Raw genomic sequence first — 16,875 nt, 5'->3', positions numbered from 1 at the left:
CCTATAAAATTGAATTTCTTAAGATGACATCTACATTTTTAGGGACTCTAACAATCACTTTTGCACCAGCATCAATCGTTATAAAGCCTAAACCAGAAATCATTACATCTCTTTTCTCTTTACCAGTTTCTAAACGAACTGCTTTCATTTCACTCATATTAAATTGGCTAGGATCATGAGGGGGTGTTAATAAATCGCCAATATGATTCTTCCATAATTCATTTGCTTTTTCAGTTTTTGTTCGGTGTATGTTTAGCTCATTAGAGAAGAAGCATATTAAAGGTCTTTTACCGCCTGAAACATAATCAATTCGCGCTAAACCACCAAAAAACAGTGTTTGGCCTTCATTTAATTGATATACACGTTGTTTTATTTCTTTTTTAGGCATAATTAATTTTAATTCTTTTTCAGTTACAAAATGAGTCATTTGGTGAGATTGTATTATTCCTGGCGTATCAAACATAAAGGACTTTTCATCTAATGGTATATCAATCATATCCAAAGTTGTACCTGGGAATCTTGATGTTGTAACAACATCTTTTTCACCTACACTTAATTCGATAAGTTTATTAATTAATGTTGATTTGCCTACATTAGTCGTACCGACAATATAAACATCCTCTTGGTCACGATACTTATTGATTGAATATAATAAGTCTTCGATGCCTTGCCCTTTTTCGGCAGAAATAAGTACAACATCTTCGGCTTCAAGTCCATATTTTTTAGCGGCACGTTTCAACCATTCTTTTACGCGACGATGATTAATTTGTTTTGGAAGTAAATCCATTTTATTAGCGACTAAGATAATTTTTTTATTACCTACAATTCGCTTAATCGCATTGATAAATGAACCTTCAAAATCAAAAACGTCTACAACATTTACTACAATACCCTTTTTATCAGATAAACCTGTTAGTAAATTAAGGAAATCATCGCTGTCCATGCCCACATCTTGAACTTCATTATAGTTTTTTAGACGAAAACATCTTTTACAAATAACATCTTCTCTAAATAAATTGTGTTCTGGAACATAACCAGGAGCATTCTTATCCTCTGATTGCAAAGGTGCTCCACAACCTATACATTTTAATTCTTCACTCAATCAATTTTCCTCCCACTTGATATAACCTTTTTTTCTAAAGTGATTTAATAATCTTCTTTCAATGAGTCGATTAAATTTAGTGATAAATCCATCTGTTCTTTTAACAGGTACTACCATAATTGTATATAAACCATTACGATTACCACCAAAAACGTCGGTTAACATTTGATCGCCAATGACAACTGTTTCATTAGGTTTTATATTCATTTGACTAATTGCTTTTTTAAATGCTTTTCCCATCGGTTTTCTGGCTTTACAAATAAAATCCACATTTAAATCTTTTGAAAATTCGCCTACACGTTGTTCATTATTATTTGAAACGATTGTAATTTGAATCCCTTTTTCTCTTGCTTCTTTGAACCATTGCTTTATTTGTTCAGTAGGTGCCACAACATCCCAACCTACTAACGTGTTATCTAAATCTGTAATAATACCTTTTACACCTGTGTCTGCTAATTTATCTATATTTATTTCGAATACTGATTTAACATATGCATTAGGCATAAAATAATTTTTAATAATACCCATTAATCTGTCACCTTTACTCATTTATTATAATTTTTTTACTAATAATTCTACCATTTCACTTGAAGAAACTGCAGCCTTACCTAAAAATTCCTCAAACGTCATATCCGCTTCACCATTTGCTAAATCAGATACTGCTCTTGTGATTATAAAAGGAACTTTAAATTGATAACATACTTGTGCAATTGCTGTTGCTTCCATTTCAACTGCCATAGCGTCTGTAAATCGTGATTTTATTAATTTACGTTGTTCTGCACTACCTATAAAACTGTCGCCACTCACTATCAAACCTGTTTTAGCATTTAAATGTTGTTGTTGAACCACTTCAACAGTTTCACTTAATAATTGTTCATTAGCTTCATATTTTTCAGGCATTTGCGGAATTTGTCCTAATGCATATCCAAATGCAGTAGCGTCAGCATCATGATACGTCACATCATTGCTGATCAATACATCACCAATTTCTAGACTTTCATCTAATGCACCGGCAGAACCAGTGTTGATAATGTATTTAGGATTAAATTTTTCGATGAGTAGTGTTGTTGAAATTGCAGCATTGACTTTACCTATACCACTTTGAGTAATGACAACTTCTTTATGATTAAGTTCACCTGTATAAAATTTAACATGTGCAACTGTAATTTCACTTAAATTCACTAATTTATCTTTTAAAATGGCAACTTCTTCTTCCATTGCACCAATAATACCAATCATTATTGTCCCACCTTACTTATATTATACTAGCATTTGTTATTCTATCACATTTTCATAATTTCAACGATACTACTCGCATTAAAAACGCTACCTATATATTACAAAAATAAAGCGCTAATACTATGAGGAGACATGACAAAGTAATTCATCGCTCGAACTGAGACAAAACAGTTCTCCGAAAATAGGATTGTTTAATAGGTTAACTATACCAAGTCAAAGTTTTAACATTTGACTTTTTAATCATCTATAATCCTATTTACTTTTATCAGGACCTCATTGTATTAACGCCCATTAATTATTTAGTTATTAAACAAAAACTATTATTTAACCTTTCCATAAACTTGCTAAATCTTGTAATGAAAAGATACCAGTTAAAATTGTAACGATAACAGCTACAATACCGAATACTAACATCCATGTAGGGTGTTTATAATCGCCAACAATCGATTTCTTTCTACTTGCAATTAAAATGACAGATAGTGTAATTGGTAAAATCCAACCGTTAATCACACCTGCGATTATAAGTAAACTTACAGGTTTACCAATGAATAAGAAAATGATTGTTGAAATAACTATAAATGTAATAACAATTAAATTATTCTTGTTGAAAAGTGATTTGTGCATTGTTTTTAAGAACGTAGCACTAGTATAAGCTGAACCGATTACTGAAGACATTGCTGCTGCAAAAATAACAACACCAAATATATTTTTCCCAATAGGTCCTATAGCATGTTCAAACACTGACGCTGGTGGGTTTTCAGAACTAAGAGTAACACCAGTTACAACAACACCTAATACTGCTAGGAATAATAATGTACGCATCACACCCGTAGTTAAAATACCTGCAATAGCTGAATGGTTAACAAATGGTAAAAATTCTTTACCTTTGATACCAGAGTCCAAAATTCTGTGTGCTCCAGCAAATGTAATATAACCACCTACTGTTCCACCCACTAATGTAATTATAGGTAAAATTAATTTGATTGGATGTTCAGGTGCGAAAGTATGTACCAAGGCATCTCCATATGGTGGATTAGATACAACCATGACATATGCTACGATTAATATCATAACGACACCTAAAATCATAGATACGACATCCATAATTTTTTGACCACTTTTACTAACAAAAATCAAAATTGAAAAGATAGCAGTAATCGCTGCACCCCATTTTACATCTATACCAAACATAGCGTTTAGTCCTAGACCTGCACCGGCGATATTACCAATATTAAAGGCTAATCCACCGAATGCAATTAAAACAGAGATAACTGTTCCAAGACCAGGAACAATTTTATTGGATACCTCTTGTCCTCTTAAGCCAGTAACAACAAGAACTCGCCAGATATTAATTTGTGCACCTATATCTATTAATATAGAAATTAAAATCGCAAACGCGAAACTAGCATAAAATTGTGCTGTAAATACTGCCGTTTGAGTTAAAAAGGCAGGTCCAATAGCTGACGTTGCCATTAAGAAAACTGATCCTAGCAATAATCTTTTATGATTTCTAGTGAATGTTGCTTTCCCATTATTGTTTGATGATAATTTTTCTCCCATATTAGAACCCCCTATAAGGACTGAATATCAATGCCTTCTTTCGTTAATTTTTCCCTAATTTTAGTTACAAATTCTAAAGCATGCGCACCATCGCCGTGAACGCATATCGTATCTGCTTGAAGTGTGATTTCTTTATTATTTTTAGATATAACTTTATTTTCTGTTACCATTTTAACGACTTGATTTAATGCTTCGTCAGAGTCAGATATCACAGCATCAGGTTCTTTACGACTAACAAGTTGGCCGTCATCTTCATAACGACGGTCTGCAAAAACCTCAGATGCAGTTTTTAAGCCTAATTTTTTAGCCTCTGATATGAGTAATGTATTAGCCAAACCAACAAATACCAACGTTTTATCAAAGTCATACACTGCTTGTGCAATCGCACTTGCAATTGACTTATCTTTAGCACCCATTTGGTACAATGCACCATGTGGTTTTACATGATTCATTTTCACATCATGAATCAGACAAAAGCCATTTAGCGCCCCTAGTTGATAAACTACAATGTTATATACTTCTTCAGGTGACATATCTAATTTACGACGACCAAAGCCTTGTAAATCAGGTAAACCTGGATGTGCTCCAATGCCAATGTTATGTCTTTTTGCTAATTGAATCGTTTCATTCATCACATTGGCATCTCCAGCATGGAATCCACACGCGATATTGGCTGAAGTGATTAGTGGAAGTATGTCTTTATCTCCACCAAAAGAATAGTTACCAAATGCTTCTCCTAAGTCACAATTTAAGTCTATTTGCATTATAAAGTCACCCCTTTAATAATTTGATGTTTTTCTAGGAATTTTATATCTACATTCCTAGCATCACCATCTGCATATGCAGGATAATTGAGTACTGCATATAAGAAATCAGCAGTCGTTGTAAAGCCGTCAATGACCATTTCATCTAACGTCACTTTTAATTTTTGGATTGCACTACTTCTATCCGCACCTTTAACAATTACTTTGGCTACTAATGAATCATAGTAAGGAGAAACCTTGTAACCTGGATAAAGCAGAGAGTCTACTCTGACGTTAAAACCTTGTGGTAAATGCAAAGCATTAACTTTACCCGGTGTAGGTTGGAATTGTTTTTCCGGATTTTCAGCATTTATTCTAGCTTCAATGACGTGACCGTTAAATCTGATATCTTCTTGTTTAAACGGTAACTCATCATGTTGTAATAAATAAAGTTGTGCGACTAATAAATCTCTATCCGCACGCATTTCAGTTACTGTATGTTCTACTTGAATTCTCGCATTCATTTCAATGAAATAATGTGCATCTTCAGTAACTAAGAATTCAATTGTTCCTGCACTTCTATATTTTGATGCTTTTGCTACTTTAACCGCATCTTCACAAATTCGTTCTCGTCTTTCTTCTGTAAGTGCAGCACATGGAGATTCTTCTATTAATTTTTGATTTTTTCTTTGTACTGAGCAGTCACGTTCACCTAAATGCACAAAGTTATCTTTACCATCACCAATAATTTGTACTTCAACATGTTTAGCAACTGGTATAAATGCTTCGACATATACACGATTATCGTTGAAATATTTTTCCCCTTCACTTTTGGCTTCTTTGAATGCCTTAGCTAATTGTTCACGTTCTTTAACAATTCGTATACCTTTACCACCACCGCCACTAGCAGCTTTTAAAACAACAGGATAACCAATATCTTTAGCAAGTTCTTCAATTTCTTCTACTGATTTTACTTCGTCAGTAGATCCAGGTATCACTGGTACGCCAGCGCCATCTACTGTTTGTCTAGCGGTTATCTTATCTCCCATCATTTCCATAGTAGTTTTATTGGGTCCTATAAAATGAATATTATTATCTTCAACTGCTTCAGCAAATGAAGTTGATTCTGATAAAAAGCCATAACCTGGGTGTATTGCATTTGCACCACTTACCTCAGCGGCTCCAATTATTCTTGGAATATTTAAATAGCTATCAAGAGGGTTTGCTTCACCAATACATATAGCTTGATCTGCTAACCCTACATGAAGACTATCTTCATCTCCTTTAGCATAAATTGCTACGGTTTCGATACCCATTTCTCTACAGGCACGAATAATCCTTACAGCAATTTCCCCTCTGTTTGCAATTAAACATCGATACATCATGTAAGCCTCCTTACTTCAAAGTCACTAATATTTGGTCATATTCAACATTTGTACCATGTTCTACAGCAATATTAGCCACTTCTCCAGCAATATCACTCGTCACTTCATTCATTACTTTCATGGCCTCTATAAAACCTATCACGTCACCTTTTTCAATTTTGTCTCCAACTTTAATTTGTGGTTCAGTTAATTCTTTACTATCTTGTAAAAAGAATGTTCCGACCATAGGTGATTTAATAGCATTTTCTTCAGTTTGAATATCTGTACTTTGTGTATCTTGTTGAGCATTTTGATTTGAATTACTGCTTGGGCCTTGTGAAACGGAAGGCGCTTGAGATATAACTTGACCTTCTGTGAAATCTAACTCTATTTCATTTTCAAAATCCTTATATTTAAATTTTTTAACATCATTTGCTTTTACTAATTTAATAATCTCTTCTATTTTTTTGGTATTCATTTTGTTAAAATTCTCCTTTCATCAGATTCGCTAATTTTCTAGATGTTCTTCTCATACTTTTCATGTCGTATAGCGGCTGACTATTTATTTTCATTAATTCTTCTTTAAACTGTTTATTAAATTGATTTGTTTCATTTATAGCCTCTTCTACTGATATCCATTTAAAGCGAATCGACTCACCTGGTTGAAATTGAACTAATAGATTTAACCCTAATTGTGTAACTGTAGCAATTTTTGTATAACCACCAACAGTCTGTTTATCATTAAGTAAAATGATAGGATTACCATCATTAGGCACTTGAATACTACCTAATGCTACAGGCTCAGAAATAATATCGGCACTTTCTTCAGGTGCAATATTTTCTCCTTTAAGACGGAAACCCATACGATCTGACATCTCTGAAATTACATATTCATTTTCAGTTAATTTTGATTTTGCTTCCTCAGAAAATGATGCAATTTGTGGTCCTTCAATGATGTGTATTACATTATCTTTATTTGCAAGATTAATTTGAGAAGCACGTCCAATATTTTTCTTATAAGAAGGGTGCTCAATTGTTTGAATAACATCGTCTTTCTTTAAAGATCGTCCTTTGTATCCACCCATCTTACTTCTTGTGTGTGTCGAATAACTGTCAGCAATTAGTGGTATATCAAGTGGTTGTCCAAACGTAATATACCCTCTAGCACCTGTGATCGCATTACCAATCTCTAATATATCACCTGGTTTCACACCATATATAATCTGAGATTCGATTGCGTCACCATTGAGCGTTGCATTGAAGCGACCACCTGCTATTGTAAATGAATTCTCTTGTAAAAACTGTATCGTTGGACCAATAATTGTAAACTCCAATGCTGGGCCATTATTGCCAATGAGATGAGATGCAATTTGATAATGATGCTGATCAAGTGCACCTGCTTCTGAAAACCCAACGTTCATATAACCTTTACGACCAATATCTTGAACAGTAGTAAATAAACCTGGTTTCAAAATTTTAATACTCATTTTCGTACGTCACCCACTTATCTATTTCAAAATGTTCATCATTAATATCTGATACAATTTGGTCGTATTCACTTTGTGTAATGGCCTTAAATTGAATATAATCGCCAGCCTCATAAATCGTCATTGGATCTCTATTTAAATCAAAAACTTTTAATGGTGTACGTCCAATAATTTGCCAACCTCCCGGTGAATCTAGTGGATATAACCCCGTTTGGTTATTTGCAATACCTACTGAACCAGCGTCAATCTTAACTCTTGGTTCAGAACGACGTGGTGTATGAATGCGCTTATCTAATCCACCTAAATATGGGAACCCTGGCATAAAGCCTAGCATATAGATCAAATAAGCTTGTTGTGTGTGTATATCTATCACTTCTTCATTTGTCAAATTATTATAAGACGCAACCTCATCTAAATCTGGACCAAATTCTCCACCATATACAACGGGTACGGTAATAATCTTGCGTTGATTCTGATTATTTAGATTTGTGTCCGAAATTTGACTAAGTTCTAAATTTTCAATCAATTTAGTGCCATCGATACTCATATTATCGAATGTAATTAAAATAGCTCTGTAAGATGGGACAATATCAATAATATCCTTGTGCTTTTGATTCTGAATATATTGTACTGTCTTATTTACTTTTTCATATGTATTTTCACTAATTTCATTTTCGAAATAAATCATTAGTGATTGTTCATTAATCAATCTTGTTTCCAACTTACCAATTCCTCCCCTTTATATAGGACTTAGTTGTTGTACCATTCTATTGTATCATTTTCATTGTATATATGTTTAATAAGTAATTCGAATTATTGTTAATAACCAATTTGTCCCTATAAACAAAAAATTGCTCATTTCAACAATAAAACTAATTATACAAAATTTTCTATATTCTATTTAATCATAATCTTTTGTTTTTGTCGCTATTAATTATGTCATTTTCTATTGCTCAAACTAAAATCGAAGTATAGATTAAGTATTTTTCCACATAAAAAAGCAAGCATTGTAAAATAACAATGCTTGCAATGTTTATAACTATTTTAATTATTTAATATCAACAATTTTAACGTTCATTTCTCCACCATTTGGTAATGGTACGCGGACTTCATCATCTAATGATTTACCGATTAATGCTGATGCCATTGGAGATTCATTTGAAATTTTACCTTTGAAAGCATCTGCTTCGGCAGAACCCACAATCTGGTAACTTTCTTCTTCATCACCTGGTAATTCAACAAAAGTCACAGTTTTACCAATTTGAACAGTATTATTGTCGCCAGTATCTTCGATGATTAAAGCATTTCTAATCATATGTTCAATACGTTGAATATCTTGTTCAATAAAACCTTGTTCATCTTTTGCTGCATCATATTCGGAGTTCTCAGATAAGTCACCAAATGAACGTGCAACTTTAATTTTTTCTACTACTTCTGGTCTTTTAACCGTTTTTAATTCTTCTAATTCTTGTTCTAGCTTTTCAAATCCTTCTTGTGTCATTGGATACTGTTTTTGATTTTCCATTATGTCATCTTCCTTTACTTTTAATACTATTGTTTACTAACTAAAGATTGAATCTTAGTAGTCATGATATCAATGGCTACCTTGTTACTGCCACCTTCTGGAATAATGATGTCAGCATGTTTCTTAGTTGGTTCAATAAATTGTTCGTGCATAGGGCGCACCACATTTAAGTATTGATTGATAACTGAATCCATAGATCGTCCACGCTCATGAGTGTCTCTTTTTAGGCGACGTAATATTCTTAAATCTGCATCCGTATCGACATATATTTTAACATCCATCATATCACGTAACGTCTTGTTTTCTAAAGCGAAGATACCTTCTACGATGATAACATCTTTAGGTTCAAATGCAATTGTTTGTTCGCTTCTAGTATGACTTGCATAATCATAAGTTGGTACTTCAACAGCTTTACCATTTCTTAAATCTTTAAGATTTTGAATTAACAAATCGTTATCAAATGCAAATGGATGATCATAGTTTGTCTCCAAACGCTCTTCAAAAGTTAAATGTGATTGGTCTTTATAATAATAGTCTTGCGCTAATAATGCAATACTATGACCTTCTAGATTTTTCATAATTTCATTTGTGACAGTTGTTTTACCAGAACCAGAGCCTCCAGCAATCCCTATAATCGTCGTTTGTGTCATTACCCGATTTCCTTTCTCATCATGTTGTTCGCAAAGATTGGACGATCGACTTTAATTTGTACAATTTGCAATGGATGACGTGCAGCATCAAGTTGATTGCCTTCTTCATCATAAATTGTATCTACAATTTGTTTAAAGCTTTCTATTTCAGGCCCAAAGAATTCAATTTCTTGTCCTGGTTTAAAGTTATTTCTTTGTTGGATAGTAGCGATTTGCGTTGCTTCATCGTAGTCTAATACTAAGCCACAAAAATCATATGGTGATTTTTTAGATTGTTGTTCTCCAAACATTTGCTCTTCATAACCTGGTGTACCTTCAAAAAAGGCAGGTGCTGTATCTCTATTAGCACATTTATCTAATTCGATTAACCATTCTGGATTAATTGTGAAATGTTCTGGGTCTTCAGCATAAGCATCAATGACTTTACGATAAACAGAGACAACAGTTGCTATATAATGAATTGATTTCATTCGTCCTTCTATTTTTAATGAATCGACACCTAAATCCATCATTTGTGGAATAGATTCGATTAATTTTAAATCTTTAGGACTCATTGCAAATGGAACTACTTCACCATCTTCATAAAATAGATCTAATTCTCCATCATCGTCTACTTGTAATAAATCATAGTCCCAACGGCAACTTTGACAACAACCACCTCTGTTAGAATCACGTGCAGTCATATGATTACTTAATGTACATCTTCCTGAATACGCAATACACATCGCTCCATGAATAAAGGCTTCAATTTCAATATCAACTTTCTCTTTCATCTCTTTCATTTCCATCGCACCAGTCTCACGTGCTAAAACAACTCGGTCAAGACCTTCTTCTTTCCAAAATTCAACTGCTTTGTAATTAGATAATGATTGTTGAGTAGATAAGTGTATTTCTAACTTTGGCGCTACTTTTTTGCATGTTTCAATAATTAGTGGATCAGCAACAATTATCCCTGTAGCTCCTGTAGCTTCAAGGTTCATTAAATAGTCATCTAAGCCTTCCATATTATCATCATGTGCAATAATATTCGTTGTAACATATATTTTTGCGCCATATCGATTTGCAAATTCTACGCCTTCAGCGATTTCATCCATAGTAAAATTATCAGCATTTGATCTTAAGCCATATTCTTGTCCGCCTAAAAATACTGCATCTGCACCGTAATGTACTGCAATTTTTAATTTTTCTAAGTTACCAGCTGGAGCAAGTAATTCTGGCATCTTCATTTTAGTTTTTGAAGCACCTTTAATGTCTTCTAATGTTTTCATGATTCAGCCTCCTAATATACTGTATGCTTAAATAAGAAACCTTCATCAAATGGACGATGTTCTGGTTGAATCTCTTCGATTGGGTCTACAAGCATAAATTTTTCATCTTCATATGTCTCAGGGTCTTCATTATAAAGATCAATTGCTTCACGATATTGTTGTGTGACAACGTTTATATATTCTTCAGTTTGTAAAATACCATCTATTTTAAATGCATCAATGCCTGCTTCAAAAAATGGTTCTAATTCCTCTATAAGGCATATATCATTTGGAGACATAATATGCGTGCCATTGTAATCTTCAAATACCGGGTATTTATTTTCACGTTCTTCATCATATAGTAATAAATCATTTTGATTATCACTACGTTGAATTTTCATTTGTCTGTCTTGGAATGTGTAATAATTACCTAATAACATTCTTTTTGATTGGAACATGCAAGTCATACCGTGCACTTGGACTTCGATTTCAACGTCGGCATGCGCTTTTATATTGAGAATTTCTTCAAGACTTAATTCTCTTGCTAAGACGGCTCTAGTTGCTCCCTTTTTCCCCCAATAATTACATTGGAAATAATTAGTGACTAATGTCTCAGCATCCCAATGTAATGGAATTGGATTGGACTGTTGTTTTACATACATCACAACTGCTGGATCACCAAAAATAATTCTATCCACCCGTATTTCATGTAAAAATTGAATATAATCTTCTAATGCAGCTAAATGATAATTATGGAATAAACCATTAACTGCGGCGTACACTTTTTTATTATTGTTGTGTGCTATTGTTACAGCTTTTGTCATATCTTCACGATTAAATTCTCCTGGAAGTCGTAAACCAAATTTTTGTTCACCAATAACAAATGCATCCGCACCTATGTCTATTAGTGTTTCCATATGTGTTAGTGACTTAGGAGTAACTAGTAATTCTGGCATAGTCATTCTCCTTTTATTGAAATTGCTAATCCATCATCCATATTTAAAAAGTTTGTTGTATAGTCATCTTGTTGCATTAACCACTCATTAAATTGTTGAACTTTTTTTACCATTTGTCGTACGTTTCTTGATCTTACAATATCTATGTCTGAAACAAAGCCATGGTAAAGTACATTATCAGTAATGACAATGCCACCTTCTCTAAGTAAGGGAGTGTATAACTCAAAAAATTTCTTTGATTGTGCTTTTGCTGCATCGATAAATAACATATCGAATGTTTGATCTTTAATTTTATCGAATTGCTCTAAAGCATCTCCCTCAATAAGACGTATTCGATGAGAATAATGATTATTTGAAATATTTGATTTAGCTTGATGTATCATTTCTGAATTTCTTTCGATTGTAGTTACTTGAATATCGTCCGATACTGAAGCGAATTGCATGGCGCTATATCCAATTGCTGTACCAATTTCAAGAATACGAGTTGTATGATTTATACGAATGATTTGTTTAATCATTTCTAATGTATTTCGATCGACGATAGGTACTTGATGATTAACTGCATATTCTCTTAAGGCTTCTATATGATTGTCATTAATTTTATGCAGATTAAGAATATATGAATGATTTGTATTCATTATAAAACGACTTCCTTTGTGTAAAATAACTACAAATTTATAAGGCAATAAAATAAATCAGCCTATGTATTGATTTAAAGTATAAATCAATGAATTTGACTGATTACAACAACGCACAAATATATAACCGTTGTATATTAAAACGATGCATATAATATTTAACTCTAAATATTTTACCATAATTTCAGCGTGATTATAAGTATAAATCTTAATGGTACGACTCAAAGTTAAAATTTTAGAATAAGTTTATTAATGATAAAAACGCCTTATGCTTTGACATGTTGATGTCTTCACATAAGGCGTATTTTAACTTTATTATTCTAGTACTTATTCATCAATTTCAGTATTAACTACTTCTTCAATCATGTCCCATTCTTCGTCTGTTTCGATTGGAACTAATTTACCACCATCACCTGATTCATCAGGTTCATTAATCATTGGTACTAGTTCAATCATATCATCTTCATCTGTTTGTGCACCTTCTTCGGCTAACACAACATATTCTTTTTTAAATTCAGGGTGATAGAATTCTAACATTTTACGATAAAGTACTTCATTTCCTTCTTCATCATATAATGTTAAAAGTTCCTCTTCATTATTAATATTTAATTCTGTATCGTGATTATGTTCAGTCATTTTATTTCTCCTTTATGAAATAGAATCTAAATAGCCTTGTAATATAAATACTGCGGCCATTTTATCTATTACTTTTTTTCTTTTTTGCCTTGAAACATCTGCTTCAAGTAATGACTTTTCAGCAGCCATTGTACTTAATCGCTCGTCCCACATAATAATTTCTATAGATGGTAACGCTTCTTGTAGTTTCTCTTTGTATTGTAACGAAGCTTCTCCACGAAATCCAATAGAATTGTTCATGTTTTTAGGTAATCCGATAACTACTGTACCAACGCCATGTTTCTTAATGATGTCTACGAGTTGATCGATACCTAATTCATTATTATTTTCATCGATACGGAGTGTGTCTAAACCTTGAGCAGTCCAACCCATTAAATCACTAATCGCTATACCTACAGTTTTGCTACCTACGTCTAATCCGAGTATTTTATGTTTTAACATATATAGTTATTCTTTAGACTCAGATAAATAATTTGAAACAAGTTCTTCCATAATCACATCTCTGTCAATGTGACGTATTTGATTTCTAGCTTCATTTTGACGTGGAATATAGGCCGGATCGCCTGATAGTAGATATCCTACGATTTGATTGACGGCATTATAGCCTCTTTCTTCTAAAGTTCGGTGGACATTTTCTAATACTGATTTGACATCTTCTTCTGGAATATCTTCATATTTGAATTTCATTGTTTTATCAAAGTTTTCCATATCGTCACTCCTTCAATTCATAAATTGATTCTATTTTATTCTACACGAAGTTATGATTAAATTATATATTTTTAATGTAATCTTTAATAAAGCGTAATGATTCTGTGATGTTCTCTGGTTGTGTTCCGCCACCTTGTGCCATATCTGGACGGCCACCACCTTTACCACCTACAATTGGTGCCATATTTTTAATAATGTCACCAGCTTTAATTTTGTCAGTTTGGTCTTTCGGCACAGTAGCAATGATAGATACTTTACCATCTACGTTACTTGCAAGAATAATCACAGTATCTTGTAATTTAGACTTAAAGTCATCCATTGTTGAGCGAATTGCCTTAGCATTTGGCACATCTACTTCTGTTGCTAATACTTTTAACCCATTAATTGTTTCAACTTGTTCTTCAATATTGCCCATTTTAAGTGATGTAATTTCTTTATCTCTTTGCTCTAATTGTTTAATTAATGATTTTTCTTCATCTTGAATTTGTGTGATCTTATCTACAACTTGATCATCAGTTTTGACTTTAACTAAATCTTTAACTAAGTTAAATTGTTCTTGAATATGTTCTAGGTATAAGAATGCTGCTTTACCAGTTAAGGCTTCTATACGTCTTACTCCAGCACCAGTACCAGATTCACTTACTATTTTGAATAATCCTATTTCCGCTGTATTCTCTACGTGAATACCACCACATAATTCAATAGAAAATGGAGCCATATTTACTACTCTTACAACATCGCCGTATTTTTCACCGAATAAAGCCATCGCACCCATTGCTTTTGCTTCATCAATATTCATTTCTTGAATTCGAACGTCAATACCTCTCCAAATCTCTTCATTAACACATCTTTCAACTTGGTTGATTTCATCTTGAGTCATTTGACCAAAATGTGAGAAGTCAAATCTCAAACGATTAGGTTCGACTAATGAGCCTGCTTGATTAACATGATCGCCTAAAACTTCTTTTAATGCTGCATGTAATAAATGTGTCGCGCTATGATTTTTTTGAATAGAACGACGCTCGTCTTTATTGACACTAGCATCTACTTCAGCTCCTTTAGTAACTTGTCCAAATTGTATTGTACCTTTGTGCAAGTTTTGACCATTTGGTGCTTTAGTTACCTCAGTTACAGCAATTTCAAAATGATCATTGCTTACGGTACCTTTATCAGCAACTTGTCCACCACTTACTGCATAAAATGGTGTATCTTTTAGCATAAAGTAAATCGTTTCTCCAGTATCCGCTTTATCAACTTCTTCACCATTTTGAATTAAATGAATCAATTCTGTTTGATAATCTGTTGTATTATAACCAACAAAATGACTTTCAGTAGTAATGTTCTTTAATACTTCACTTTGAACTTGCATTGATTGTGAATTTTGACGTGCTTGACGTGCTCTATCTCGTTGTTGTTGCATCTCCGCTTCAAAAGTTGTCATATCAACTGTTAAACCTTCTTGAGTTGCTAATTCTTCAGTAAGTTCGATTGGGGAAACCATAAGTATCATAAAGTTTAAACGCATCTTTACCATTGATTTCTTGATTTCCTTCTTTAGCTTGACTAATGAAGCCATTTAAAATTGCTAAACCTTCTTCAAGTGTTTCATGGAATCTTTCCTCTTCAGATTTGATTACACGTTTAATGAATTCACTTTTCTCTTTCACATTTGGATAATATGGTTCCATAATTTCAGCAACAATATCAACTAATTTATACATAAATGGTTCATTAATTCCCAATGTTTGACTGAAACGAACAGCTCTTCTTAATAATCGACGTAATACATATCCGCGTCCTTCATTTGCAGGTAATGCGCCATCCGCTATCGCAAATGAAATTGTTCTAATGTGATCAGCAATAACTTTAAACGCTACATCTTGATCAATATTTTGCAGATATGTTTTACCAGAAACTTGTTCAACCTCATTAATAATTGGCATAAATAAATCTGTTTCATAGTTAGTACGTACATTTTGTGAGATAGACGTCATACGTTCTAATCCCATGCCAGTATCAATATTTTTATTAGGTAATGGTGTATATGAGTGGTCTTTATTATGATTAAATTCACTGAATACTAAATTCCAAACTTCTAAGTAACGTTCATTCTCACCGCCAGGATACATTTCTTCCTCTGGATCATCTTTACCGAAGTCTGCACCACGATCATAGAATATTTCAGTATTGGGTCCTGAAGGTCCTTCACCGATATCCCAGAAGTTACCTTCTATTCTTATAATACGACTTTCTTCTAAGCCAATTTTCTCATTCCAAATTTTATATGCTTCTACATCTTCTGGATGAATCGTTACATATAACTTTTCTGGTTCCATACCCATCCATTTTTCACTAGTTAAGAATTCCCATGCAAATTCTATCGCTTCGTTTTTAAAATAGTCACCAATTGAGAAATTACCTAACATTTCAAAGAAAGTATGGTGTCTTGCTGTAAAACCAACATTTTCGATATCATTTGTACGAATCGCTTTTTGTGAGTTAACAATTCTTGGTTTTTTTGGTGTTTCTCTACCATCAAAATATTTTTTTAACGTAGCAACACCTGAGTTTATCCATAGTAAACTATCATCATCGATAGGTACTAATGGTGCTGATGGTTCAACCATATGCCCTTTTTCAACGAAGAAATCTAAATACTTTTGTCTAATTTCACTTGCTTTTAAATTTTTCATCCACTTACACTCCCTGAATTTAATTTATGAGCTAATAGCAAATAATGTATAACTGTTTCTATTGTTTAAATGTAAACAAAAAACGCTCATCCTCAAAAAGGGACGAACGTTGTCGCGGTACCACCCTAGTTATAAGATGTTGGGTTAGTATCAATACTGCATTTATAGAAAATAGCAATTTGATAATCCAGAATAAAGGATTATATTATGCTAACCGTTTCTTATCACTTTAGTCTCATGATTAAATTGACACAAAGTAGCGTTCAACAATTTTAATTGTACTTTTCACCAACCAGTACATCTCTTAATATTAAAAATTGTCTACTC

The 16,875-nt window shown here is 33.0% G+C and carries 17 protein-coding genes and 1 pseudogene; all 18 read right to left on the bottom strand.

Annotated features, from left to right (window positions below; genetic code table 11):
• Window position 1: 1 nt before the first annotated feature.
• A complete protein-coding gene (gene yqeH / locus EL082_RS05795) occupies window positions 2–1,102 on the bottom strand; it encodes a ribosome biogenesis GTPase YqeH (RefSeq protein ID WP_002466210.1) in 1,101 nt (366 codons plus the stop codon).
• Window positions 1,103–1,630 (bottom strand): YqeG family HAD IIIA-type phosphatase, encoded by a 528-nt coding sequence (locus EL082_RS05790; RefSeq protein WP_002466212.1) that lies wholly within the window; start codon window positions 1,628–1,630, stop codon window positions 1,103–1,105.
• 24 nt (window positions 1,631–1,654) lie between these two features.
• Complete coding sequence (gene mtnN / locus EL082_RS05785) at window positions 1,655–2,341, bottom strand: 5'-methylthioadenosine/S-adenosylhomocysteine nucleosidase (protein ID WP_002466220.1); 687 nt, start codon at window positions 2,339–2,341, stop codon at window positions 1,655–1,657.
• Between the two features lie 324 nt (window positions 2,342–2,665).
• Window positions 2,666–3,901, bottom strand: a complete 1,236-nt coding sequence (locus EL082_RS05780; protein ID WP_002466218.1) for an NRAMP family divalent metal transporter — start codon at window positions 3,899–3,901, stop codon at window positions 2,666–2,668.
• Between the two features lie 11 nt (window positions 3,902–3,912).
• A complete protein-coding gene (gene pxpA / locus EL082_RS05775; protein ID WP_049415796.1) occupies window positions 3,913–4,665 on the bottom strand; it encodes a 5-oxoprolinase subunit PxpA in 753 nt (250 codons plus the stop codon).
• Window positions 4,665–6,026, bottom strand: coding sequence for an acetyl-CoA carboxylase biotin carboxylase subunit (locus EL082_RS05770; protein WP_026088916.1), 1,362 nt, complete (start codon window positions 6,024–6,026; stop codon window positions 4,665–4,667). Before EL082_RS05770 ends, pxpA begins: the two co-directional genes overlap by 1 nt.
• A 13-nt stretch (window positions 6,027–6,039) precedes the next feature.
• Window positions 6,040–6,486 (bottom strand): acetyl-CoA carboxylase biotin carboxyl carrier protein, encoded by a 447-nt coding sequence (locus tag EL082_RS05765; protein WP_015364948.1) that lies wholly within the window; start codon window positions 6,484–6,486, stop codon window positions 6,040–6,042.
• A 4-nt stretch (window positions 6,487–6,490) separates the two neighbouring features.
• Complete coding sequence (locus tag EL082_RS05760) at window positions 6,491–7,495, bottom strand: 5-oxoprolinase subunit C family protein (RefSeq protein ID WP_015364947.1); 1,005 nt, start codon at window positions 7,493–7,495, stop codon at window positions 6,491–6,493.
• Window positions 7,485–8,216, bottom strand: coding sequence for a 5-oxoprolinase subunit PxpB (gene pxpB, locus EL082_RS05755; RefSeq protein ID WP_002466221.1), 732 nt, complete (start codon window positions 8,214–8,216; stop codon window positions 7,485–7,487). The genes EL082_RS05760 and pxpB overlap by 11 nt, the downstream gene beginning before the upstream one ends.
• A 327-nt stretch (window positions 8,217–8,543) precedes the next feature.
• The gene (gene greA, locus EL082_RS05750; protein WP_002451829.1) at window positions 8,544–9,020 is read right to left on the bottom strand and encodes a transcription elongation factor GreA; all 477 of its coding nucleotides are present in this window, start codon (window positions 9,018–9,020) and stop codon (window positions 8,544–8,546) included.
• Window positions 9,021–9,046: 26 nt separating this feature from the next.
• Entirely contained in the window at window positions 9,047–9,670 is a 624-nt protein-coding gene (gene udk / locus EL082_RS05745; RefSeq protein ID WP_002466211.1) for a uridine kinase, read from the bottom strand.
• Window positions 9,670–10,938 (bottom strand): peptidase U32 family protein, encoded by a 1,269-nt coding sequence (locus EL082_RS05740; RefSeq protein ID WP_015364946.1) that lies wholly within the window; start codon window positions 10,936–10,938, stop codon window positions 9,670–9,672. Before EL082_RS05740 ends, udk begins: the two co-directional genes overlap by 1 nt.
• A gap of 11 nt (window positions 10,939–10,949) precedes the next feature.
• The gene (locus EL082_RS05735) at window positions 10,950–11,873 is read right to left on the bottom strand and encodes a peptidase U32 family protein (RefSeq protein WP_019235934.1); all 924 of its coding nucleotides are present in this window, start codon (window positions 11,871–11,873) and stop codon (window positions 10,950–10,952) included.
• Window positions 11,874–11,875: 2 nt separating this feature from the next.
• A complete protein-coding gene (locus EL082_RS05730) occupies window positions 11,876–12,514 on the bottom strand; it encodes an O-methyltransferase (RefSeq protein ID WP_373364741.1) in 639 nt (212 codons plus the stop codon).
• 324 nt (window positions 12,515–12,838) lie between these two features.
• Window positions 12,839–13,147: a DUF1292 domain-containing protein gene (locus EL082_RS05725; RefSeq protein WP_002466733.1), complete on the bottom strand. Its 309-nt coding sequence runs from the start codon at window positions 13,145–13,147 to the stop codon at window positions 12,839–12,841.
• 12 nt (window positions 13,148–13,159) lie between these two features.
• Complete coding sequence (gene ruvX / locus EL082_RS05720; RefSeq protein WP_002466731.1) at window positions 13,160–13,588, bottom strand: Holliday junction resolvase RuvX; 429 nt, start codon at window positions 13,586–13,588, stop codon at window positions 13,160–13,162.
• 6 nt (window positions 13,589–13,594) lie between these two features.
• Window positions 13,595–13,855 (bottom strand): IreB family regulatory phosphoprotein, encoded by a 261-nt coding sequence (locus EL082_RS05715; RefSeq protein WP_002451822.1) that lies wholly within the window; start codon window positions 13,853–13,855, stop codon window positions 13,595–13,597.
• A 61-nt stretch (window positions 13,856–13,916) separates the two neighbouring features.
• Window positions 13,917–16,548, bottom strand: a pseudogene (gene alaS / locus EL082_RS05710) (alanine--tRNA ligase).
• Between the last annotated feature and the right edge of the window lie 327 nt (window positions 16,549–16,875).

The sequence above is a fragment of the Staphylococcus warneri genome (assembly GCF_900636385.1).
Lineage (GTDB): Bacteria > Bacillota > Bacilli > Staphylococcales > Staphylococcaceae > Staphylococcus > Staphylococcus warneri.
This window is presented reverse-complemented; position numbering and strand designations above follow the sequence as displayed.